The organism is Noviherbaspirillum pedocola, from assembly GCF_016632335.1.
GTDB lineage: Bacteria > Pseudomonadota > Gammaproteobacteria > Burkholderiales > Burkholderiaceae_D > Noviherbaspirillum_A > Noviherbaspirillum_A pedocola.
Window position 1 is genome coordinate 166,387 of the sequence record NZ_JAEPBG010000009.1, and the last position, 22,787, is coordinate 189,173.

15 protein-coding genes are annotated in these 22,787 nt (G+C 62.3%); 9 read left to right on the forward strand and 6 right to left on the reverse strand.

Going from position 1 to position 22,787, the window contains the following annotated elements; all coding sequences use genetic code 11:
- The first annotated feature begins 80 nt into the window (after nucleotides 1–80).
- The 6 genes from JJB74_RS20085 to JJB74_RS20110 all read left to right on the forward strand — a co-directional run bounded on the left by JJB74_RS20085 (nucleotide 81) and on the right by JJB74_RS20110 (nucleotide 6,489).
- On the forward strand, nucleotides 81–491 hold the full coding sequence (locus tag JJB74_RS20085; RefSeq protein WP_200594828.1) for a response regulator: 411 nt from the start codon (nucleotides 81–83) through the stop codon (nucleotides 489–491).
- A 169-nt stretch (nucleotides 492–660) separates the two neighbouring features.
- A complete protein-coding gene (locus tag JJB74_RS20090; protein WP_200594830.1) occupies nucleotides 661–1,956 on the forward strand; it encodes a cytochrome c in 1,296 nt (431 codons plus the stop codon).
- A complete protein-coding gene (locus JJB74_RS20095; protein WP_200594832.1) occupies nucleotides 1,953–2,441 on the forward strand; it encodes a (2Fe-2S)-binding protein in 489 nt (162 codons plus the stop codon). Before JJB74_RS20090 ends, JJB74_RS20095 begins: the two co-directional genes overlap by 4 nt.
- Nucleotides 2,438–4,657, forward strand: coding sequence for a xanthine dehydrogenase family protein molybdopterin-binding subunit (locus JJB74_RS20100; RefSeq protein WP_234484395.1), 2,220 nt, complete (start codon nucleotides 2,438–2,440; stop codon nucleotides 4,655–4,657). The genes JJB74_RS20095 and JJB74_RS20100 overlap by 4 nt, the downstream gene beginning before the upstream one ends.
- 256 nt (nucleotides 4,658–4,913) lie before the next feature.
- On the forward strand, nucleotides 4,914–6,332 hold the full coding sequence (locus tag JJB74_RS20105; protein WP_200594834.1) for an L-lactate MFS transporter: 1,419 nt from the start codon (nucleotides 4,914–4,916) through the stop codon (nucleotides 6,330–6,332).
- Nucleotides 6,333–6,366: 34 nt separating this feature from the next.
- The gene (locus tag JJB74_RS20110; RefSeq protein WP_200594835.1) at nucleotides 6,367–6,489 is read left to right on the forward strand and encodes an MFS transporter small subunit; all 123 of its coding nucleotides are present in this window, start codon (nucleotides 6,367–6,369) and stop codon (nucleotides 6,487–6,489) included.
- 81 nt (nucleotides 6,490–6,570) lie between these two features.
- Here JJB74_RS20110 and JJB74_RS20115 read toward each other — a convergent pair whose 3' ends face one another.
- Together JJB74_RS20115 and htpG are read right to left on the reverse strand one after the other, a co-directional pair.
- Nucleotides 6,571–8,079 carry an NEL-type E3 ubiquitin ligase domain-containing protein gene (locus JJB74_RS20115; protein ID WP_200594837.1) on the reverse strand — a complete coding sequence of 503 codons (1,509 nt, stop codon included), beginning with the start codon at nucleotides 8,077–8,079 and terminating at the stop codon, nucleotides 6,571–6,573.
- Between the two features lie 387 nt (nucleotides 8,080–8,466).
- A complete protein-coding gene (gene htpG, locus JJB74_RS20120) occupies nucleotides 8,467–10,380 on the reverse strand; it encodes a molecular chaperone HtpG (protein WP_200594839.1) in 1,914 nt (637 codons plus the stop codon).
- A gap of 223 nt (nucleotides 10,381–10,603) precedes the next feature.
- Between htpG and JJB74_RS20125 the strand changes: the two genes are divergently transcribed.
- The 3 genes from JJB74_RS20125 to JJB74_RS20135 all read left to right on the forward strand — a co-directional run bounded on the left by JJB74_RS20125 (nucleotide 10,604) and on the right by JJB74_RS20135 (nucleotide 14,146).
- Nucleotides 10,604–11,062 carry a RidA family protein gene (locus JJB74_RS20125; protein ID WP_200594841.1) on the forward strand — a complete coding sequence of 153 codons (459 nt, stop codon included), beginning with the start codon at nucleotides 10,604–10,606 and terminating at the stop codon, nucleotides 11,060–11,062.
- Between the two features lie 16 nt (nucleotides 11,063–11,078).
- The gene (locus JJB74_RS20130; RefSeq protein WP_200594843.1) at nucleotides 11,079–12,272 is read left to right on the forward strand and encodes an aminotransferase-like domain-containing protein; all 1,194 of its coding nucleotides are present in this window, start codon (nucleotides 11,079–11,081) and stop codon (nucleotides 12,270–12,272) included.
- A gap of 452 nt (nucleotides 12,273–12,724) precedes the next feature.
- Nucleotides 12,725–14,146 carry a hypothetical protein gene (locus tag JJB74_RS20135; RefSeq protein WP_200594845.1) on the forward strand — a complete coding sequence of 474 codons (1,422 nt, stop codon included), beginning with the start codon at nucleotides 12,725–12,727 and terminating at the stop codon, nucleotides 14,144–14,146.
- A gap of 837 nt (nucleotides 14,147–14,983) precedes the next feature.
- Here the strand turns inward: JJB74_RS20135 and parC are convergent.
- From parC to JJB74_RS20155, 4 genes are all read right to left on the reverse strand, one after another.
- On the reverse strand, nucleotides 14,984–17,293 hold the full coding sequence (gene parC / locus JJB74_RS20140) for a DNA topoisomerase IV subunit A (protein ID WP_200594847.1): 2,310 nt from the start codon (nucleotides 17,291–17,293) through the stop codon (nucleotides 14,984–14,986).
- Between the two features lie 12 nt (nucleotides 17,294–17,305).
- Nucleotides 17,306–18,067 carry a lytic transglycosylase domain-containing protein gene (locus JJB74_RS20145; RefSeq protein WP_200594849.1) on the reverse strand — a complete coding sequence of 254 codons (762 nt, stop codon included), beginning with the start codon at nucleotides 18,065–18,067 and terminating at the stop codon, nucleotides 17,306–17,308.
- Nucleotides 18,067–20,055 carry a DNA topoisomerase IV subunit B gene (locus JJB74_RS20150; RefSeq protein ID WP_200594851.1) on the reverse strand — a complete coding sequence of 663 codons (1,989 nt, stop codon included), beginning with the start codon at nucleotides 20,053–20,055 and terminating at the stop codon, nucleotides 18,067–18,069. Before JJB74_RS20150 ends, JJB74_RS20145 begins: the two co-directional genes overlap by 1 nt.
- Nucleotides 20,056–20,377: 322 nt before the next feature.
- On the reverse strand, nucleotides 20,378–22,639 hold the full coding sequence (locus JJB74_RS20155; protein ID WP_200594853.1) for a glutamate cyclase domain-containing protein: 2,262 nt from the start codon (nucleotides 22,637–22,639) through the stop codon (nucleotides 20,378–20,380).
- Between the last annotated feature and the right edge of the window lie 148 nt (nucleotides 22,640–22,787).

The window sequence follows — 22,787 nt, forward strand, 5'->3', positions numbered from 1 at the left end:
CTCACAGCCCTGTTCGCATGACATCGCGCGACATGATCGCGCGCATGAAGCGTTGCGAGCGGCGCGGCTAGAATCGGCCCATGCCGCCCGTCATCCTCCTTGTCGAAGACCATCCGCTCGATGCCGATCTCGCGCTGATTGCCATCGAGCGCTGCAGTCTGCCGCACCGGATTGTCGTTGCGCGCGACGGCGTCGAAGCGCTCGACTATCTTGAGTGCACCGGGAAACACCAGGACCGCCCGCCGCAAAAGCCCGACCTGGTGCTGCTCGACATCAAGCTGCCGCGGCTAGACGGGCTCGAGCTGCTGCGCCGGATGCGCGCCACCCCGGCGCTGGCCGACATCCCGGTGATCATGCTGTCGGCTTCCAACCTCGAAGAAGACCGTCGCGCCGCCAGGCGCCTGGGCATCAGCGCCTACCTCGTCAAGCCCATCGACTGGCTGGGGTTTTCGAAGACCATCTGCGAATCGCTACGCCTGCATCTTTGCTAGGGCGCATCTTGTTTTCGCGCAAGGAAAATGCGTGCCGGATCGTCCGGTTCGCATCGCGGGCGATTCAGCACAAGTCACGCATCCCGTTCTACTGCTAGTGTCACTGCATGCCAAGCTTGCCGCGGGCAAGTGGGCAGAAAGTGAGCAGACCTCGATATCGGGATCGATCATGGACAAGGCAAGAAGCACCGGCGCTCTGCGCTGGGGAAGCCTGCTGCTGTTGTTCGTGCTGGCATGCGCCGCGCTGCTGGTAGTGAGCCGGCGTGCCGCGATCGATCCTGCGGCCGCGCCGGCGAAGTCCTCGTTCACACCCGAACTGGTTGCGCGCGGCGCGCGTCTTGCCGCCATCGGCGATTGCGCCGGTTGTCATTCGAGCGCAGCGCCCCTGGCCGGCGGCGTAGCCATGCACACGTCCTTCGGCATCATCTACAGCACCAACATCACGCCGGACACTGCCACCGGCATCGGCGCCTGGACCGAAGCCGCCTTCGCCCGCGCGATGCGCGAAGGCGTCGCGCGTGATGGCAGCCATCTGTATCCGGCCTTTCCCTATGAGCACTTCACCAGGCTGACCGACGCCGACATTCATGCGCTCTATGCCTGGCTGATGACGCGCGATGCGGTGTCGGCGCGCGCGCCGGCGAACCGGCTCATCTTCCCGCTCGGATTCCGGCCGCTGCTGGCCGGCTGGAAGCTGTTGTTCCTCGAACGCACGCCGCCGTCGGTGAACGCGTCGCAGGACGCGGCCTATCAGCGCGGCGCCTATCTGGCCGATGCGCTCGGACATTGCGGCGCCTGCCACACGCCGCGCAACCGACTCGGCGCGGAAGAGCGCCGGCATTACCTCGAGGGCGGTGAAGCCGATGGCTGGCATGCGACGGCGCTGAATGCGGCATCGCCGTCGCCGCAGCCCTGGAGCGAGGAGCAGCTCGCCGCCTACCTGCGAACCGGCATGGCGCCGAACCATGCGATCGCGGGCGGGCCGATGCAGCTCGTCGTACAGAATCTGGCCGCCGCCGGCGACGACGATATCCATGCGCTCGCGGTGTACATCCATGCGATGCAGTCCGAAGCCAAGCCGCCGGCCGCAGCCAGCGAGCGCCGCGCGCAGCAGCCGCTGGCAAGTGTCGCAGGCAGCGACGCGCAATGGGAAGCGGGCCGGCAAGTCTATGCGCAGACCTGCGCCCGCTGCCACGATGCCGGACGCGAACCCGGTTCGGCCGGCGCGCTGCAGATGCCGCTGGCCATTGCCAACTATCTGCCCGATGCGCGCAACCTGATCCACATCATCCGCGACGGCATCCATCCACCGGACAACACGCCCGGACGCTGGATGCCGGCCTTCGGCAGCACCCTCACCAATGCGCAGCTGACCGCACTGGCCGCCTTCCTGCGGCACAACGCCGCCGACGCCGCGCCCTGGCCGGATCTGGCCGACGCCATAAAGAAGACTTCGTCGCCATGAGCAAAATGAAGCTACGGGCCAATGGCCGCGAACACGACATCGATGTCGCTCCCGACACGCCGTTGCTCTACGTGCTGCGCGACGACCTTGCGCTCAACGGCGCCAAGTTCGGTTGCGGTCTCGGCCAGTGCGGCGCCTGCACTGTCATGGTCGGCACGGAAGCAGCATTCTCCTGCCTGCTTCCGGTCGGGCAGATCGGCGACAGGCCGGTTACCACCGTCGAGGGCCTTGGCAGCGCCGAGCATCCGGGTCCGGTGCAGCGCGCCTTCCTCGAAGAACAGGCCGCGCAGTGCGGCTACTGCATCGCCGGCATGATCATGCGTGCGCAGGCGTTGCTGGCATCGAACCCTTCGCCGGATGAAGCCACGATACGGCAGCACATGGCGGTGAACCTGTGCCGCTGCGGCACGCACATGCGCATCCTTCGTGCCGTGCGGCGAGCGGCGCGCGACATGAAGGGCGGCAAGCCCGGAGGCCATGCATGAGCGAGGCCCGCCACATGCCGCCAAGCCCGGGCCGGCGCCGCATGCTGGCCGCCGGCGGCGCGCTGGTGATGGCCTTCGCGCTCGGGACAGGGCCGGCGCGCGGAGGCGGCGCAGCGCGGCCGGGCAGCCTGAAGAAGACGCCGCACCTGGACAGTTGGATACGCATCGATGCCGACAACCGCATCACGGTCTTTACCGGCAAGGCCGAACTCGGGCAGGGCATCAAGACCGCACTGATCCAGCTTGCCGCCGATGAGCTGATGGTGCCGCCGCAGCGCATTGCGCTCGTCACCGCCGACACCGCGCGTACTCCGAACGAGCAATACACCGCCGGCAGCCACTCGATGCAGGACAGCGGCACCGCGATCCGCCATGCCGCGGCCCAGGTGCGCCTGCTGCTGGCGCAGCGCGCGGCGGCCCGGCTTGGCGCGCCGGTCGACAGTCTTGCCATTGCGGATGGCGTGGTCAGCGCCAGGGATGGCCGCAAGCTGTCGTATGGCGAACTGGTGCAGGGGCAGAATCTGCATGTCGAAGCGCAGCCGACGTCGCCGCTGCTGGCGCCGCAGAAGCGACGCTCGATAGGGCAGTCCTTTCCCCGCGTGGACATCCCGGCCAAGCTCAGCGGTGGCGCCGCCTATGTCCAGGACATGCGCCCGCAAGGCATGGTGCATGCGCGGGTGGTACGACCAGGCGCGCCGGGCGCGACGCTGGAAGCGCTCGATACCACGGCAGTTGCCGCCATGCCCGGCGTGCTGAAGGTTGTTGTAGATGGCAGCTTCGTCGGCGTCATCGCGCAGCGCGAGTACACCGCCATCATCGCGGCGCAGCGATTGGCGAAGGCCGCGCGCTGGCGGCAGGGCGCAGCGCTGCCGGATGAGGCGCGGCTGTATGACACGCTGCTCGCGCTGCCGTCTGTGGACAGCCGCATTCTCGATCGCGGCAACATCGGCACGACTCGGCGCGGCATCACGGCCACCTATCGCAAGCCGTATGGCATGCATGCGTCGATTGGTCCGTCCTGCGCGATCGCGCAGCGTACCGGCGATTCCTATTGCGTCTGGAGCCATACCCAGGGCGTGTATCCGCTGCGCGGCGCGCTGGCCGAGATGCTGGGCGTGGAAGAGGACAGGGTGCGCTGCATCCATGTCGAAGGGTCGGGCTGCTATGGTCACAACGGCGCCGATGATGTCGCCGCCGATGCGGTGCTGCTGGCGCGCGCGTTTCCGGAGCGGCCGGTACGGCTGCAATGGATGCGCGAGGATGAGCATGCATGGGAGCCTTATGGGCCAGCGATGGTGGCCCGGGTATCCGCCGCGCTGGGCGCGGATGGCGCCATCGCCTCCTGGGAGTACGAAGTCTGGAGCAATACCCATTCGACGCGCCCGGGACGCGCCGGCAATCTGCTGGCCGCGACCCTGCTGGCGCAGCCGTTCACGCCACCGCCGCCCGAGCCGCTGCCGCAGCCCGAAGGCGGTGGCGACCGCAATGCGATACCGCTATACGCGTTGCCCAATGCCCGCGTGACCCATCACTTCCTGCCCGAGATGCCGCTGCGGGTTTCGGCGCTGCGCTCGCTCGGCGCCTACTGCAATGTGTTTGCCATCGAAAGCTTCATGGACGAGCTTGCGCGCGCGGCCTATGTCGATCCGGTGCGGTTTCGCTTGCGCCACATGCAGGATGCGCGCGCCATCGACGTCATGCGCGAGGCCGCGCGCCGTTTCGGTTGGGAGAATTTCCGGCGGCGCGAAGGGCGCGGCCGCGGCTTCGCCTTTGCGCGCTACAAGAACCTCGGCGCCTATGCCGCGATTGCGGTCGAAGTCGAAGTGCAGCGCGCCACCGGCCTGGTGCGGCTGCTGCGCGCCGTGGCCGCGGTGGATTCGGGCGAAGCGGTGAATCCGGACGGCATACGCAACCAGATCGAGGGCGGCATCATCCAGTCGTGCAGCTGGACGCTGTGTGAAGCGGTGCGCTTTAGCCGCGAAAGCGTGCAGAGCATTGATTGGGGCGGCTATCCGATCCTGCGCTTCACGCAGATCCCGGAAAGCATCGAAGTCTTCGTCATCGATCGGCCCGGCCAGCCTTTTCTTGGCACCGGCGAAGCAGCGCAGGGACCGAGCGCAGCCGCGATCGCGAATGCCGTGGCCGATGCGGTCGACCTGCGGCTGCGCGATCTGCCGCTGTCGCGCGAGCGGGTCGGCGCAGCGATGGGCGCATGAATGGGTATCTGCGCCGGCGATGGCGGCGATGGCATAAAGATGAAATTTGGAACTTTTTTCGTTTTTTGTCTTGGACAATCGGCATGAATTTGCATTTGCTGCTAGGATAGCGCCGCGTTGCGTTGCGGCCATGAGAGCAGTCCATGCATCGCTTTGTTTTTCATAGCAGAACGCTACGTGGCAAGCAGAAAGCTTCAAGTTTTGCAGTCGCTTCACCGCAGCAAAAAGCAATAACAACCAAATCAGGAGACGAATTATGTCCAGTTCCATTCCGAACGCCCATGGCGGGGCGCTCGCGCCCGCCAACGCTCCCTTCTTTTCCAAGGAAGCCACCATCGCCGGCCCTGGCTTCAATCGATGGATGGTGCCGCCCGCCGCGCTCGCCGTGCATCTGTGCATCGGCCAAGCCTATGCCTTCTCGGTGTTCAATGCGCCCTTGTCAAAGGTGATCGGCATCACCAAGTCCGCGCCCGATGACTGGGCGCTGACCACGCTGGGCTGGATCTTTTCGCTTGCCATCTTCTTTCTCGGTCTGTCCGCAGCCTTCGCCGGCAAATGGCTGGAACGCGTTGGCCCGCGCCGCACAATGTTCACCGCGGCCTGCTGCTTCGGCGGCGGCCTGCTGATCTCGGCGCTGGGCGTGAAGCTGCATCAGATCTGGCTGCTGTATCTCGGCTACGGCGTGATCGGCGGCATTGGCCTGGGTCTGGGTTATGTGTCGCCGGTATCGACGCTGATCCGCTGGTTCCCGGACCGCCGCGGCATGGCCACCGGCATGGCCATCATGGGCTTCGGCGGCGGCGCCATGATCGCCGCGCCGATGTCAGTGGCGCTGATGAAGCACTTCTCCTCGGACACCAGCGTTGGCGTGGCCGAGACCTTCGTCGTGATGGGCGTGCTGTACTTCATCTCGATGAGCATAGGCGCGCTGGCGATCCGCGTGCCGGCGCCGGGCTGGAAGCCGGCAGGATGGACGCCGCCGGTCACGACCGGAAAGATGATCACCAAAAACCATGTGCACATCGACGAAGCGCTGAAGACGCCGCAGTTCTACCTGCTGTGGCTGGTGCTGTTCTTGAACGTGACCGCCGGCATCGGCGTGCTTGGCCAGGCTTCGGTGATGATCCAGGAGTCCTTCAAGGGCGTGGTCAGCGCTGCCGCGGCCGCAGGCTTCGTCGGCCTGCTGTCGCTGTTCAACATGGGCGGGCGCTTCGTGTGGGCATCGACCTCGGATTACATCGGCCGCAAGAACACCTATTACCTGTACTTCGCCGTCGGCGCGGTGCTGTACTGGCTGGTGCCGGGCTTCGCTTCGGCCGGCAATGTGGTGCTGTTCGTGCTGGCCTACGGCATCATCCTGTCCTTCTACGGCGGCGGTTTCTCGACGGTGCCGGCCTACCTGGCCGACATCTTCGGCACCGCCTATGTCGGCGGCATCCACGGCCGCCTGCTCACCGCATGGGCCATGGCCGGCATCGCCGGTCCGGCGCTGGTGAACTACATCCGCGCTTACCAGGTCGCGCATGGCGTGACCGGCCCGGCGGCCTATGCGTCCACGGTGCACATCATGGCGGTGCTGCTGGTGCTGGGCTTCATCTGCAATCTGCTGGTGCGGCCGGTGGATCCCAAGCATTACATGACGGGCGAGGCGCCGACGGATGCGCCGGCGCATTGACATCATCGACAATCCAGGACCAGGAGAAATGACCATGGAAAACCAATCGAAGACCAGCCCGGTGGCGCTGGGCATTTTCTGGCTGTATGTGCTGGTGCCGCTGGCTTGGGGCGTGTTCAATACGCTGCGGTCGGCGAGCAAGTTGTTTACGGGGTGAAGCTCCTATCACCGCGCAGAACACGCAGATGCAATAGACCGCCTAGGGGCGGTCTATTGCAGCCGCATATCAGAAAGCTGGCTACTGCATCTCGCACCCGCCATTTCGCATTGCAATGTCAATTTTCACTGTCCCACTGCCGTACGTAACATTGAGGTCAAACGGTTGTTTGCTCAAATCCCAGAGCGGTAAGGTGAAGTCCGGTTGTCCAGTACGGGTGAAATATTCTTTCAGATCCCTCTCATGCATCGCAGTCAAAGCGTCTGAGGCGACTGGATTGCCCATCGCATCCGTGGACTTATCCATGATGGCGAGAATTTGCGGGTCCACATGCTTGAGGATCTGAGCTGCGAGTGAATCATGCTCGCAGAGATAGGAAGCAAAGTCCGTTTCCTCATTCTTTTTCACCAAGTAGTCAATGGAAACAATTGCATATCTATCCGGATAGTCAATGCCGTTCCAGTATTTCACGTCAGCCATGTCGAAGCCGAGGTCGCCAACCTCATTGGTTATCGCCGCGACTCTGCCCGATGCCTGGTTCAGGTAGGCCGACTTCTGACGCACTTCGGGTGCGAGATGAAACGATGTATGGTGCATGAGCCGATCAAATCGGAATTTGCGCCTGAGATGGAGAACGATTTCTGCCGCGTTGCCATCGTACTTACCGCTCAGTATTTGCCGGTCCGTTGCGTGCAGACGTATCTTGTGGAACACGGTCGCCACCTGATAGTGGTCCAGCTGATCGAGCTGCCGGCTGAACTCGCACGCTTTCGCTCCAAGTTCCGAGTCGCTGGCGATCTGGACGATGAGTTGGGCAAGGGTCTGGCGGAAGGCGGGGTCCTTATAGCAGGGCGTCGCACGAACCTGCGTAAGGAGCACGCAGAAACTGCCGATATCCGGAAGATTGGCTACAAGCTGTTCGATGCTGAAGCCTTTGGGCATTTCAGCTGCAGGCAGCGCATCGGCCAGCATCTTTTTCCGTATTGCCTGTGCCGGCGCGCCCTGCGGCTGCTGGGCCTGGAATGCGGTCGAGTACTGGCGCAGACCATTCGTATTCTGTTCCGGCCCGAACTGCCCGGTCAGCACGTTTTCCTCAATCAGATTCCCCTTCAGGTAGACCTTGCACTCGCGGCGCAGATTCAGGGCTGCACCCGAGAGCTCGTCGATCTGGTTGTACGCGGCATTGAGTAGCCGCAGGTTCGCAATCGGCAGCGTGTCTGGCAAGGAGGTGAGCTGATTCATGTGCACATCCAGCGATTCCAGGCCCACGGGCAGATGGTTCTCCGCGATAAAGCTCAACTTGTTCTTGTCGGCCTTCAGCTTCTTCAAGGCATCGGGCAGGGGCGGCAGGGTACGCAGTCCCAGCCCGGAAAGATCCAGCACAGCGTCGGTGTCGTTGCGTTCCAGCCAGTTGTTGATGATGCCCGCCGCATGCGTACCATTCTGTTCGCCCGCCGCCCATTGATTGAGGCGCGCCAGGTAATCCGCCAGATTCGGCTGAAGCATGGGTGTATCGGGACGGTTGGCCTGGTAATTGGCGTTGTGAGCGAACGCCGATGCGGCGCTGCTTGCAGAATTTGCTGATTGCACGGTTGGACTCCATGTCGATCGGGATTATCGGGCGGACGGCTTTCTGGATCCGCAGGCCATGAATGCCACCCGGGCATAGGTGTCGAAGGGGGAAGGAATGTTCCGCGCGTGAACGCGCCGAGCGTCACAATCGCGTTTGGAGCACAAGTTGGTAAGTGGTCGTGTGCTGGACATGAATGTGGCTGTTCGGTAGGGACGCTGAGAGCCCTATCCGAGCGCTTGCAGCAGCAGCCGCGTAAAGTCAGCGATCCAATTGATGTGTTCGATCGAACCTGATCCTGTCGCCATGAGGTTCTCTTATTGCAGAAAAAAGACCGACGCGAAGGTCGGCCTTTCAACAATGCAGCGCAGATGCTGGCAGCGCATGCATAGGGGAAGTGTGTTGCCTTACTTCGTCGCCATCGCCAGCAGCATCTCATTGAGCTTCTTCACGAAGCCGGCCGGATCCGCAAGTTGGCTACCCTCGGCCAGCGCCGCTTGGTCGAACAGGATGCTGGACCAGTCATTGAAACGCGCTTCTTCGTACTTCAGCCGCTGCACCAGCGGATGGTCCGGGTTGATCTCGAGAATGGGCTTGGTTTCCGGCGCCTTCTGGCCCGCGGCCTTCAGCATGCGCACGAGATTAGCCGACATCTCGTTCTCGTCGGCCACCAGGCAGGCCGGCGAATCGGTGAGGCGGAAGGTCACGCGCACATCCTTGGCCTTTTCGGCCAGCGCGGTCTTCATCTTCTCGACCAGCTCCTTGTACTGGACCTCGGTCTCTTCATGCTGCTTCTTCTCCGCTTCGTCCTCGAGCTTGCCGAGGTCAAGGTCGCCCTTGGCCACCGACACCAGCTCCTTGCCCTCGAAGTCGTTCAGGAAGGACAGCATCCATTCATCGACGCGGTCGGTAAGCAGCAGCACTTCTACGCCCTTCTTGCGGAAGATCTCCAGGTGCGGGCTGTTCTTCGCGGCGTCAAAGGTCTCGGCGGCGACGTAGTAGATCTTGTCCTGGCCTTCCTTCATGCGCGCGACATAGTCGGCGAAGGACACGTTCTGCTCGTCGCTGTCGTTCTGCGTGGAAGCAAAGCGCAGCAGCTTGGCGATGCGTTCCTTGTTGCCGGCATCCTCGCCCATGCCTTCCTTGAGCACCTGGCCAAACTCCTTCCAGAAGCTCGCATACTTTTCCTTCTGCGCCGCGTCCTCGCTGTTGGCCAGTTCTTCCAGCATGCCAAGCACGCGCTTGGTCGAGCCTTCGCGAATCACTTTCACATCGCGCGATTCCTGCAGGATCTCGCGCGACACATTCAACGGCAGATCGTTGGAATCGATGACGCCCTTGACGAAGCGCAGGTACACCGGCATCAGCTGCTCGGCATCGTCCATGATGAACACACGCTTCACATACAGCTTGATACCGCCGCGCTTGTTGCGGTCCCACAGGTCGAAGGGCGCATGCGCCGGGATGTATAACAGCTGCGTGTATTCGCTGCGGCCTTCGACGCGGTTGTGGGTATAGGTCAGCGGGTCCTGGAAGTCGTGCGACACATGCTTGTAGAACTCGTTGTACTGCTCCGGCGTGATCTCGGACTTGCTGCGCGCCCACAGCGCGCTGGCCTGGTTCACGGTCTCGAGTTCTTCCGTGGTCTTCATCTCCTTGGCTTCCTCGTCCCACTCTTCCTTCTGCATGCGGATAGGCAGCGAGATATGGTCGGAGTACTTGCGGATGACGGACTTGATCTGCCACGCAGACAGGAATTCGTCTTCGCCTTCGCGCAGGTGCAGGATGATGTCGGTGCCGCGCGTGGGCTTGGTGATGGTTTCGACGCTGAAGTCGCCTTCGCCGCCGGATTCCCAGCGCACGCCCTGGTCGGCCGGCAGGTCGGCGCGGCGCGATTCGACGGTGATGCGGTCGGCGACGATGAAGGCCGAGTAAAAGCCCACGCCGAACTGGCCGATCAGGGCCGCGTCCTTCTGCTGGTCGCCGGAGAGTTTCGAGAAGAATTCCTTGGTGCCGGAGCGGGCAATGGTGCCCAGGTGCTCGACGGCTTCATCACGGCTCATGCCGATGCCGTTGTCGGAAATGGTGATCGTGCGCGCGGCCTTGTCGACGGCGATGCGGATTTGCAGCTCGGGGTCGTTTTCGTACAGCGCGGCATTGTTGATCGCTTCGAAGCGCAGCTTATCGGCCGCGTCGGAGGCATTCGAGATCAATTCGCGCAGGAAGATTTCCTTGTTTGAGTACAGCGAATGGATCATCAATTGCAGCAGTTGCTTGACTTCGGCCTGAAAGCCCAGGGTTTGTTTTTCTGTTGCGGCCATATTTTCCTCGGACATGGTTGACGGTTTGGTTGACTGTTGACAAGGGGAAGCAGCGCGTATTCGCTACTCACTTCCGAACGCAGCGGCATATGGGGCTGTGCCCGAGGGTTTCAAGAGTGCAAACCGATGCGCGTTCGCGGCAATTCCGGCTTTGCGGGTAGAATCACGGCTTTCCCCGATTCATCACAGGCGCGCTCGCGCCGCTTCCCATCCGGAGCAGTCCATGTCCATCCAAGAAAAACTCGATGCCCTGGGCATCGTCCTGCCGGCCTTGTCCCAGCCGGCCGCTGCCTATGTCATGTATGTGCAGAGCGGCAATCAGGTCTTTCTGTCCGGGCACATTGCGAAGCGGGATGGCAAGGTCTGGGTTGGACAGCTGGGCCGCGACCTGCATACCGACGAAGGCGCGCAGGCCGCGCGCGCCGTGGCGATCGATCTGATGGCCACGCTGCGCGAAGCCTGCGGCGGCGATCTGAACCGCGTCAAGCGCATCGTCAAGCTGACCAGCCTGGTCAATTCCACGCCCGACTACAAGGAACATCACCTCGTCACCAATGGCGCTTCGCAAGTGCTGGTCGATGTTTTTGGCGAAGCCGGCCGCCATGCGCGCTCGGCCTTCGGCGTGGCCCAGATACCCCTCGGCGCTTGCGTCGAAATCGAAATGATCGCGGAGATCGCCTGAGCCGCGAAAGCAAAGCATGAAACCCGAATCTCTTTCCCCGATGACCTGGCGCTTCTCCGATCGCGCCGAACAACTGCAAAGCTCCGCCATCCGTGAAATTTTGAAGATCACGATGCGGCCGGAGATCATTTCCTTCGCCGGTGGCCTGCCGTCGCCGCTGACCTTTCCGGTCGAGCGCATGCAGGCCGCGTATGAATCGGTATTGACACGCGAGGGCAAGACCGCGCTGCAATACGGCCCCAGCGATGGCTATGCGCCGCTGCGCGCCTGGATCGCCGATTCGCTGTCCACCGACGGCGTGCACATCCTGCCCGAGCAGGTGCTGATGCTGTCCGGCTCGCAGCAGGGCCTGGACCTGCTGGGCAAGGTATTGATCGACGAAGGCGACCGCGTGCTGGTGGAAACGCCCAGCTATCTCGGCGCGCTGCAAGCCTTCTCGGTGTATCGGCCGCAATTCGTGTCGGTGGCCACCGATGACGATGGCCTGGTGCCGTCGCACCTGGCCGACGTGGGGCAGGGCGCGCGCCTCCTGTATTCGCTGCCCAACTTCCAGAACCCCACCGGCCGCAGCATGACGCTTGAGCGTCGCGTCGCGCTGGTCGACACCTGCGCACGCCTGGGCGTGCCGCTGATCGAGGACGATCCCTACGGCGCGCTGTCGTACAACGGCGAGCCGCTGCCCAAGCTCCTGACAATGAACCCGGGCGGCGTGATCTACATGGGCTCGTTCTCGAAGGTGCTCACGCCAGGCATCCGCCTGGGCTACGTGGTCGCGCCGCTGCCGCTGATCCGCAAGCTCGAGCAGGCCAAACAGGCTACTGACCTGCATACCGCGCAGATCACGCAGATGGTGGTGCATGAAGTGGTGAAGGATGGTTTCCTGAAGGAGCACATCCCGACGATCAGGAAACTCTATGCGGCGCAATGCGGCGTGATGCTTGATGCGCTGGCCGAGCATTTCCCCGCCGGCGCGACCTGGACCCGGCCGCAGGGCGGCATGTTCATCTGGGTCAATCTGCCCGCGCACATCGACAGCATGGCGCTGCTCGAGGAAGCGGTGGCCAACAATGTGGCCTTCGTGCCGGGCGCGCCGTTTTATGCGAACGCACCGGCTTCCAATACCTTGCGCCTGAGCTTCGTCACGGTGCCGCCGGAGAAGATACGCGAAGGCGTGGCCACCCTGGGCCGGCTGATCGCAGCGCGCTGCTGACGTTCTTTCTCGCGGCGGCCGGGCAGGGCCGCCGCGCTTTGTTCTCGGCCGTTATCTCCTTTCTTCCATCCTTTCCTCCCCATCTTTCTCTGGTTCCCGCGCATAGGGGGGCTTGTGCTCGAATTTTCGTTCGGCGGGAACGCACAGGCAGGTAATGGTGAATAAACGCGGGTCAGCAACTCAACTCCGGAAAGAGGACATTCACCATGGCTTTTCCCCTGCCCCTTGCACAGAGAAATTTCTTACCCCCATCGCTGCCCCTTGCGCCGTCGAACAGTGCCTCACCTGCCGCAGCGACCTCCACCATATCTGACGCATTGCCCGAAAGCGAAAATCCGGCAGCTCACCTCCTTGTTATCTGGGGACCTCAGCAGAACGATGCGGATATACAGGCAATACGCGAGCATGCTCAACAGCTTGGCTTGCGGCTGGAGGTAATGGAAACGGCGGGCATGAGCCAGAAAGACATGGAACGAACCAAGAGCGACTGGTACCGCAGTGGCAAGCTTGGCCCAAGCGCGCAGGTACTCATCAGCGCGCGTGGCGGCGTTCACGGACCGGATGGTAGACATCACGTCGCGCTATGTGCCACTGACGAACCAAGGGAAACGGGCGCATTCATTTCCTGGCTGCGCACGCCGCCGGCTGACCTGCCACCGGGACCGCAGGTACCGGGCTGGCATGGCATCGCCCATCTGCACAGCTCCGCGGGCGGGTCCCTCGCGGCGGAAGTTCAGCAGAAAGAGGCGGATTGGAATCGCGGCAATTTCATTGTCCATGGCTCCTGCAAGGGAGTTGCCATGCATACGCTGTGCTCGCTGGCAAACGGCATCTGCGATGCCATCGCGCAGCACGGGGAGAAGCCGGGTGCAATCAAGGCCATCGACATGGCCGCGCATGCAATGCGTGTCGCCGGCGACACCATTTATTGTGGTGGCGCCGATTTCGATGCGCCACTGAAGATCGGCGCGCCGCGCGACGATGAGCAGGCATCGATGGCTACAGTCATGGAAAACCTTGAGTCCGGGCGGCACGAGGCGGTTCGCATCAGCGGTTCGGACCGGGACCGGGCAGCCTTGCTGGAAGCCATGCGCGGACAGCAGGACACATGCGAGGAAGAGCAGGGCCTCGATGACAAGCTATCCAACATGATCCTCACGCGCACCGCGCGGGTACGGATAGACGAGCTACTGGCATTGGCCGAGGCCTATCCCGCAGCGCACGACCTGGCAATGCGCAAGGCTGGGTACATGGGCGCAAGCGATTGCGGCGCGGGATACCTGGCCATGCAGCGCTGGCATGTCGCTTTCCTGCGGGAAGTTCGCAACGGGGAAGGATCGCCGGAAAGCCTGCGCCAGTATCTGGATTACACGGGCCGCTACGGTTCCACCGACGCGGAATGGTGTGACCGGATCGCGCCGGCGCTACGTCAGAACCGCGCGTTGCTGCTCGTGGCGCTGGAGTGGGATAGTTCAAACAAGCGGTTTGGTCTATGCGAGGCCTTACGCCGCGAATTCGCTGCGCATCCCGAAGATGTGACTCGCCTGCTTGCGGCCACGCAGGGCAACGAAGCACAGCACACGCGATTGTGCGAGTTCTTGGAGGATACGAGCCGCGCGCAAGGCGCGTCGACAGGAAAAATGGACGCAGAGGGATCGCGCCGCGATGCGCTAATTTCCCATCTGCACTTCCTCTTCGACACGCCAGCCGATGAGCGTGATGACTTTTCGTCCACCGAGAGCCGAGTGTCTGATCGTTGGTGGGAATCGGCACCTTCGATCATCGAGCCGGATTCGAGCACCGGGCAGCCTGTTAGTGCGGCGTCACGCGACGTCAAAATCGGTAGCGGCTTGGATGAATACTCAATGCTGTAAAGAAGGCATGCGGCCTGGTCATGAACGGGCTGCTTCATGCGGCGTGCCGCCGGAACGCTCATTGCTGGAAGTGTCCATGCTTCTGCATACAGGAAAAACGACGCGCCGATCCGGTACTCGGCCACGAGGCATCCCGCAGATTGGCCTGAGCTGGCTGAACTCCCGGTGGAATGCGGGACAGCAATCGTAAGCGCGCCGTTGAGTGAGCCAATGATGACGAATAGTGCTTTCTGTGATCCGCATTCATGCCTGCCACAGCGTGATGGCGCACGCGCAGCCACTGGCCGTGAAGGCCGGTGGACATGAACCTGCCGCACGTTCTACCCCGGATCGTGCGGCACTGTCTTTCGATTGGCACCATCGCCTGAGCGACGACAACACGGAACCTCGCTGGATCGCGAGGCTAATAAGCGAACACCTGCATCGGGCGCTATACGGCGCGTGTCACGCTGCCCATCCATTGCTTATCCCCATGAACGCGAATCCGATAACACGGCCGTCCCTGTCCGCGCTTCTCGCTTCAGTCGCTGTGCTCGATGAGCCTGGCGATTCTCCTGTTGACGACGCGGCATGCGACATCGGTAAGGGACAAGGTCGGCAAGACGGCGACAGAGTATGCATGGTAATGCGCCTCATCGGCGCGCGGCGGCAAGTTGATCCCATGGCAGCATATATCTCGTGCAGTCTGCATCGACGCCTGCCTGCGGAGCGCCCCGAATGGCGACGACAACAGCCCGTCGCCATAATGGAAATGATGACAAGCGGCGCTTATCTCTCGAGGTAAGCGCCGCTTGTACTACGAGGTACGCCGCGCTTGCGTGACGAGGCACGCGCTGCTTATTGCGCGGCCAGGTCCGCCGCCTTGATGCGCGTTCCTTCCAGCACGCGGCCCTTGCGTGCGCGCTTGCCGATGTGCGGTGCCAGCGCGCTTGCCGACAGTGGCAATTCCTGCGCCTTGGCGCCGCGGCCGATGCCGGTGACGACGACGCCGCGCTGGCTGATCGGCTGGACTGCGAGCAGCTTTTCGTTCGGCTCCAGCTCCATGAAGATCACGCCGCGTCCGCCGGTCAGGGCTTTCACTTCATCCATGCCGAACACCAGCAGCCTGCCTTTCTCCGACAAGCAAGCCACCGCACTGGCATTGGCCGCGATCAGTTTCAGCGGCAGCGGCTCGTCCTTGCCATCCAGCGTCATGAAGGCCTTGCCGTTGCGGTTGCGGCTGACCATGTCGCCGAGTTTCGCGGCGAAGCCAAAGCCGGCGCTGGAAGCCAGCAGCAGCGGCGTGTCGGCCGGGCCGGCATGGTAGTGCAGCAGGCGGCTGCCGCTGGCCACATCGACCAGCGTGGTGATCGGCACGCCATCGCCGCGCGCACCGGGCAGGGCGGTGACGGGCACCGAATACGAGCGGCCGTTGGAGCCGAGCGCAACCACATTGTCGACAGTGCGGCATTCAAAGGCGGCATACAGGCTGTCGCCGGCCTTGAAGGTAAATTGGGCCGCGTCATGACCATGGCCGCCGCGGGCGCGCACCCAGCCCTTCTGCGAAATGATTACCGTGACGGGCTCGTCGATGATCTTCTGCTCGGCGCTGGCGCGCTCGGCTTCTTCGATCAGCGTGCGTCGCGCATCGCCATACGCCTTGCCGTCGGCCTCGATTTCGCGGATGACCAGGCGCTTCATCGACGACGGGTTGTCCAGCAGGTCGTGCAGCGTCGCCTTTTCCTTGCGCAGTTCGGCCAGCTCCTGCTGGATCTTGATCGCTTCCAGGCGCGCCAACTGGCGCAGCCGGATTTCGAGGATGTCTTCGGCCTGGCGGTCCGACAATCTAAAGGCGGTCATCAACGCCGGCTTCGGCTCATCCGACTCGCGGATGATCTTGATGACCTTGTCGATGTTGAGCAGCACCGCTTCACGGCCTTCGAGGATGTGAATGCGGTCATCCACCTTCTGCAGCCGGAACTGCGTGCGGCGCGTGACGGTGGCGAAGCGGAAATCTATCCATTCGCGCAGAATCTGCAGCAGCGGCTTCTGCCGCGGCCGGCCGTCGCCGCCGATCATCACCAGGTTCACCGCTGCATTCGATTCCAGCGAGGTGTGGGCCAGCAGCGTGTTCATGAACTCGGCCTGGCTCTGGTTGCGCGTCTTCGGCTCGAACACCAGGCGCACCGGCGCATCGCGGCCGGATTCATCGCGCACCGTGTCCAGCATCGTCAGCATGGTTTGCTTCATCGCCAGCTGTTCCGCCGACAGCGCCTTCTTGCCGAGCCTGACCTTCGGATTGGTCAGTTCCTCGATTTCCTCCAGCACCTTTTGCGACGAGGTGCCTGGCGGCAGCTCGGTGATTACCGCTTGCCACTGGCCGCGCGCCAGGTCTTCGATTTTCCAGCGCGCGCGCACCTTCACGCTGCCGCGGCCGGACGCATAAATTTCGCCGATCTGCGCGGCCGAGGTGATGATCTGTCCGCCGCCGGGAAAGTCCGGGCCGGGAATGATGGCCATCAGTTCTTCATGCGTGAGCTTGGGATTGCGGATCATTGCCACCGCCGCCTGCGCCACTTCGCGCAGGTTGTGCGACGGGATCTCGGTAGCCAGACCAACGGCGATGCCGGAAGCGCCATTGAGCAGCACCATCGGCAGGCGCGCCGGCAATTGCTTCGGCTCTTCGGCGGTGCCGTCGTAGTTCGGCTGGAAATCCACCGTGCCCATGTTGATTTCATCAAGCAGCAGCTTGGCGATCGGCGTCAGGCGCGCTTCGGTATAGCGCATCGCCGCGGCGCCATCGCCGTCGCGCGAGCCGAAATTGCCCTGGCCATCGATGAGCGGGTAGCGCAGCGAGAAGTCCTGGGCCATGCGAACCAGCGCGTCGTACACCGACTGGTCGCCATGCGGATGCAGCTTGCCCAGCACATCGCCGACCACGGCCGCCGACTTGCGCGGCTTGGAGGTGGCGTTCAGGCCGAGCTCGTTCATTGCGAACAGGATGCGACGCTGCACCGGCTTCTGGCCGTCGGAGACATCCGGCAGCGCGCGGCCCTTGACCACGGACACCGCGTAATCGAGATAGGCGCGCTCGGCAAAGGTGGCGAGCGTCAGGGCATCGCCGTCATTCGAGGGCGCGGCTTCAAACAGATTGGCTTGTTCAGTCATGGCTAGTCTTGCTCAGTATTGCTGTGTCTGTGGTGCGGGCATGTTGGCGCGGCCGGGTATGGTCAGGAAAACCCGCCGTGGCTGCTGTTCCGGCGCGGCCGCGGCCGCCTGCGCCGGTTGAAAGACCCGGTAGAACTGCGTCACGAGCTTCACGTAATTGCGGGTCTCGGGATAGGGCGGCACCTGGTTGCGGTACTTCTCTACCGCGCCTTCGCCGGCATTGTACGAAGCCAGCACCAGCGCAAGTTCGCCGGAGAACCTGTGCATCAGGTCGCGCAGATAACGCGCGGCCAGGCGGATGTTCGTCTTCGGATCGGCCAGCTTTTGCTCCACGGTTTTCTTGCGGTCGGTCTGCAGACCGTAGCGCTCGGCGGTGGCCGGCATCACCTGCATCAGGCCGATCGCGCCCTTGGGCGATACTGCGTCGGCATTGAAGCCGGATTCGGCCGCCATGACCGCCTTCAACAGCGGCAGGTCAATCGCGTATTCCTGCGCCGCTGCTTCCAGCAACGGCTCGTATTTACGCAGAGCCGGATGCTGCGTCAGCCAGGCTGGCGCGGTGGCCGCCGCTGCAGAGGCGGCAGCGCGCGGCGCGGATAATTTGCTCGAGTCGAAACTCGCATCTCCCTGCAGGAATAGCTGATAGCGCTCGTCCAGCCGTTCCGCGGCGAAATGCGCATTGCCCGCCTCGTCGATGTAGCCATAGACGTCGGCATGGGCAAGGCCCGCTGCGCAGACGAAGGACAAGCCACAGAGGAGACGGAACAGGCGCATCAGATATCGGCCTCGGCCTCGTTGCCATGCTCTTCAAGCCAGCTGCGCCGCGATGCCGCTTCGCCTTTGCCCATCAGCATGTTGAAACGGGCTTCGGATTGCGCGAGGTTGTAGTCGCCCAGCGCGACCGGCAACAGGCGCCGGGTATCCGGGTTCATCGTGGTTTCCCACAACTGCTCGGCGCTCATCTCGCCCAGGCCCTTGAAGCGGGAAATCGACCAGCCGCCTTCCTTGATGCCGTCCTTGCGCAGCTTGTCCTCGATGGCTTCGAGTTCGCCATCGTCCAGCGCATACAGCTTTTGCGCGGGCTTCTTGCCGCGCGCCGGCGCATCGACCCGGTACAGTGGCGGACGCGCGACGTGGATATGGCCGCGATCGATCAGCTTCGGGAAATGGCGGAAGAACAGCGTCAGCAGCAGCACCTGGATGTGCGAGCCGTCCACGTCCGCATCCGACAGGATGCAGATGCGGCCGTAGCGCAGGCCGGACAGATCCGGCTCGTCGTTCTGGCCATGCGGATCAACGCCGATGGCCACCGCGATGTCGTGGATTTCATTGTTGGCGAACAGCCGGTCGCGCTCGGTTTCCCAGGCGTTCAGCACTTTGCCGCGCAGGGGCAGGATGGCCTGGAATTCCTTGTCGCGGCCCATCTTGGCCGAGCCGCCGGCGGAGTCGCCCTCGACCAGGAAGAGTTCATTGCGCGACACATCGCTGGATTCGCAATCGGTGAGCTTGCCCGGCAAGACGGCCACGCCCGAAGACTTCTTCTTCTCGACCTTCTGCGCCGAGCGCAGGCGGCTCTGCGCCTGCTTGATGACGAGTTCGGCCAGCTTCCTGCCATAGTCCACGTGCTGGTTCAGCCACAGCTCCAGCGGCGGGCGGCTGAAGGTCGACACCAGGCGCACCGCGTCGCGCGAATTCAGGCGCTCCTTGGTCTGGCCCTGGAACTGCGGATCGAGCACTTTGGCCGACAACACGAAGGAAGCGCGGGCGAACACGTCTTCCGGCAGCAGCTTCACGCCCTTGGGCAGCAGCGAATGCATCTCGACGAAGCTCTTGACCGCGCCGAACAAGCCTTCACGCAGGCCGGATTCATGGGTGCCGCCGGCCGGCGTCGGAATCAGGTTGACGTAGGACTCGCGCACCACATTGCCTTCCTCGGTCCAGGCCACGACCCAGGCCGCGCCTTCGCCCTCGGCAAAGCCTTCGGCATCGGCGCCGGCATACTGCTCGCCTTCGAACAGCGGGATCACGAGTTCGGCGCCCGAGCCCTGGGCCAAGGTTTCGGTCAGGTAGCCACGCAGGCCCTGGTCGTATTGCCAGGTCTGGGATTCGCCGGTGCGCTCGTTGACGAGCGTGACCTTCACGCCGGGCAGCAGCACTGCCTTCGAGCGCAAGAGGCGCTGCAGGTCAGCCAGCGGGATGGTGGCGGAGTCGAAATACTTCGGGTTCGGCCAGGCGGTGACGCGGGTGCCGGATTTCTTGTCGTCGCGGGTCAGCGCGCGGGACGTGAGTTTTTCGATCAGGTCGCCGTCGGCGAAGGCGAGGTGGTGCGCCCGGCCTTCACGCCAGACTTCGATGTCCAGCCGCGTCGACAGCGCATTGGTGACCGACACGCCGACGCCGTGCAAGCCGCCCGAGAAGGAATACGCGCCACCGCTTCCCTTGTCGAACTTGCCGCCCGCATGCAGGCGGGTGAACACGATTTCCACCGTCGGCACTTTCTCCTCGGGATGCATGCCAACCGGGATGCCGCGCCCATCGTCATCGACGCTAATGCCGCCATCGGCGCGCATGGTGACGACGATATTGCGGCAGTAGCCGCCGAGCGCTTCGTCGGAGGAGTTGTCGATGACTTCCTGGATGATGTGCAGCGGATTCTCGGTGCGGGTGTACATGCCCGGACGCTGCTTGACCGGCTCCAGGCCTTTGAGGACCCGGATGGACGATTCGCTGTAATCGGAAATGCGTGCTTTTTTGGTGGCCATGCGGAGGATAAACCCTGGAATTCGTTCGGACCGTTCAGACGCCGAGCCGGCGATTCTTGAAGCCGCCGGCGGCAAAATGCGTGCATTGTAATGAAATTGCGGCGGTCGGGGCGGAATCAAGGCGGCGTGCTGGTGCCGGAGATGAAGGATTATAGCAGAAGTATCTGTATATATATCCAGTATTTGCGGCAAGCAATATACTCATGCGTTCATGGTCGCGTTGCCGGGAGAAGCGGACAACGCGACCATGCTTGGCGGCCATTGATTGAGCTCGGCGGGAGAGGCAGAGCCATATCGCAGCCTTCTGGACACACGGCAATGCCTAGGAGGCGGGAACGGACTCGTCTTTCTTGATCTCATCCCCGAATTCATTGACGCCTACTGCGGCTGCGAGCTCCTTGAGTGGGACTTTCTCGAAGTGCACTCTGGTAACCCGAATGCCCTCGGTCTCGTTATCAGGCGCTTTCGGCGGTTTCTCGGTACCGTGTTGCGCATTGTCTTCATCTGAAAAATCTTCCACATTGGAAATGTCCGCTTTCAGATACTCGTTTAGCACGTCCATGTCCTTGCTGTATTTATTCACCGCATTCCTGACCTTGTCGGTATTCCCCGTTGTGGTATGGACTTCCACCTTGGGGAGGAAGTGCTTGTTGTCGGCTAGGGGCTGGCGATGCTCGCGCTTTTTCTCCGATACGCTTGTTACAAGGAAATGTGCTGTCTTGTCGGCCTGGTACTTTACTGGATCGATCAGTGGAACCTGGCCCGTCCTGCCAAGCGGAGCCCAGTACTCGCCGATGATTTTCGCTATCTGATCCCGAAGGGCGGGAAAATGCGTGCAGCACATGAAGACCGCCGTGGCATTCACTGGCACATGGCTGCAGTAGTGGCGCATGGCATTCAATGACATCATTCCATTGTTGGAATTCGGGTTTTCAAGATAGCCTTCGTTAATGATCCTGGCCAGATCGAAGCCGTTGTACAGGGGGTTTTTGCGATCTCCACAGGCCACCACGGTGAGCTTCGGTACCGGTACGCCCAACTTCTTCGCCGCGTTCTCCACTGCAGCCTGGTAGGCGCCGTTTTCGGCGGTTCCCTGCGTGGACAGGATGACCGGACACTCGCCGCCATATTTGACGATGGCTTCCGCGGTAGTCTCGATCAGGTTGATCACTTCCACGGGAATGTCCTTGCCAAGCTTCAATCTGACGATTTCAATCGCCTTCTGCAGACTCTTTGAGCATGCGGTATTGCAGAGCATGACAATGCCATCCGCATTGAGCTTGGCGGCATAGTGAATCCCGTCGACGACAACGGTAAACAGTTCGCAGCCGCGATCGCCATAACTTGCTTTCGCATGGTCAGTCACGATCGTGGTGTCGAACACAAAGGGCGATCGGGCATTCAGATAGCCAAGAAAGTCTTTCATTGCAATCAGCGCGCCATCGCTGGAATCGTAGAGCACGAGATATTTGACTTCTGGCCCATAGGCCCGGAAATGCTCGACCCCGTCCTGTGCCCACACCAGCTCGCCTTTGTCGATGGCCTGCTTGAATTCTTTCAGCTTGGTCACGTAGGAATCAGGTTTCATCGCTGTAGGCGGCGCTTCCTTCTGATGCCGATGCCTGAAGGTATGGCGTACCTGCCGCGCCTTGAATGCGGCATCCTCAGTTTTCTTATTCGCTGATTTGATCAATTCCTCGAGCCCCGCCGCGTCGCAAATCGAATCCTCGAGATAGGCGCGCGCAATCAATTCGGATAGCGCCACTGCACCCATCGCCACATCTTCCGCGAAGACTGTACATTGAGCGCCCATGATTGTTCGCGCTGTATCGTTTTTCTCTTCTTTCGACGAGAAGGAAATGTTGGCCATGCCGGCATGGCTTGCATCGCTGCAGATGGCAATGGTCGGCAATTCCACTCGGTGACAAAGCTCCAGGGCCTGATCGAACGCGACGTTAAACTCTTCAAGATGATTGCCCGACCCGTCGACGTAGTTTTTCACGCTGTTGCGCCCGGGGATGCCGATGAAGATGGCGGCATCGGGTTGATGCGTCTGGATAGCGTCGGCAAGCTGACGCACCAGCTCTCCATTGACGGCATGGAATGTTTCATGCGCGGCGTAACGGGCGCATTGCGGATTGATGGGGGTAAGCAGGCAGCGTGTCAACTTGTAGTTGATCTCATCGGATACCAGAACCGGCACTTTCTTGACACGGTTCAGTACATCCATGAATAGCGCTGCCGCTACCGCGCCATTCGGCTGCACCCGGCCAGTAGCGGTGTTCTTACCCGCGACGACCATGACCTTGTTGGCTTCCAGCAGAATATCCAGCGCCGCGAGCAGGTGTTGCCCGTCTTGGACATCCTGCGTCTCCCCGCCCTTGCCGATATGCATCCGACGCTTCTTGTCGATCACCAGAAGTTGATCAAGCTTGCTCGCAACATCAAGGGTCGTCTGCTTGTAGATATTGCGAAGCGCGTCAACGCTTTTCAGCGTCGGTGGGTCCGTGATCTTCAGGCGGGCAGCGACTTCGTCGCGGACCGCCTTGGTGAAGACAATTCCCGTCTTCGGGAACAACAGCATGGTGCCAACGTGGAGGAAACGTGCGCTCAGGTTAGGGCGCGGAACAGGCCGCGCAGGTTTATGGCGGACGTGCGTAGCAGTAAGGCGCGACCTTCCGGATTGGCGACTGATGCAGGTACTTAACATGGTGACCTCAGGATGATTGGTG

What these genes read in the sequence shown, in the direction of transcription:
- JJB74_RS20085 (WP_200594828.1), top strand. Translation starts at nt 81, where the DNA reads ATGCCGCCCGTCATCCTCCTTGTCGAAGACCATCCGCTCGATGCCGAT.
- JJB74_RS20090 (WP_200594830.1), top strand. Translation starts at nt 661, where the DNA reads ATGGACAAGGCAAGAAGCACCGGCGCTCTGCGCTGGGGAAGCCTGCTG.
- JJB74_RS20095 (WP_200594832.1), top strand. Translation starts at nt 1,953, where the DNA reads ATGAGCAAAATGAAGCTACGGGCCAATGGCCGCGAACACGACATCGAT.
- JJB74_RS20100 (WP_234484395.1), top strand. Translation starts at nt 2,438, where the DNA reads ATGAGCGAGGCCCGCCACATGCCGCCAAGCCCGGGCCGGCGCCGCATG.
- JJB74_RS20105 (WP_200594834.1), top strand. Translation starts at nt 4,914, where the DNA reads ATGTCCAGTTCCATTCCGAACGCCCATGGCGGGGCGCTCGCGCCCGCC.
- JJB74_RS20110 (WP_200594835.1), top strand. Translation starts at nt 6,367, where the DNA reads ATGGAAAACCAATCGAAGACCAGCCCGGTGGCGCTGGGCATTTTCTGG.
- htpG (WP_200594839.1), bottom strand. Translation starts at nt 10,380, where the DNA reads ATGGCCGCAACAGAAAAACAAACCCTGGGCTTTCAGGCCGAAGTCAAG.
- JJB74_RS20125 (WP_200594841.1), top strand. Translation starts at nt 10,604, where the DNA reads ATGTCCATCCAAGAAAAACTCGATGCCCTGGGCATCGTCCTGCCGGCC.
- JJB74_RS20130 (WP_200594843.1), top strand. Translation starts at nt 11,079, where the DNA reads ATGAAACCCGAATCTCTTTCCCCGATGACCTGGCGCTTCTCCGATCGC.
- JJB74_RS20135 (WP_200594845.1), top strand. Translation starts at nt 12,725, where the DNA reads ATGAGCCAGAAAGACATGGAACGAACCAAGAGCGACTGGTACCGCAGT.
- parC (WP_200594847.1), bottom strand. Translation starts at nt 17,293, where the DNA reads ATGACTGAACAAGCCAATCTGTTTGAAGCCGCGCCCTCGAATGACGGC.
- JJB74_RS20145 (WP_200594849.1), bottom strand. Translation starts at nt 18,067, where the DNA reads ATGCGCCTGTTCCGTCTCCTCTGTGGCTTGTCCTTCGTCTGCGCAGCG.
- JJB74_RS20150 (WP_200594851.1), bottom strand. Translation starts at nt 20,055, where the DNA reads ATGGCCACCAAAAAAGCACGCATTTCCGATTACAGCGAATCGTCCATC.
- JJB74_RS20155 (WP_200594853.1), bottom strand. Translation starts at nt 22,639, where the DNA reads ATGCTGTTGTTCCCGAAGACGGGAATTGTCTTCACCAAGGCGGTCCGC.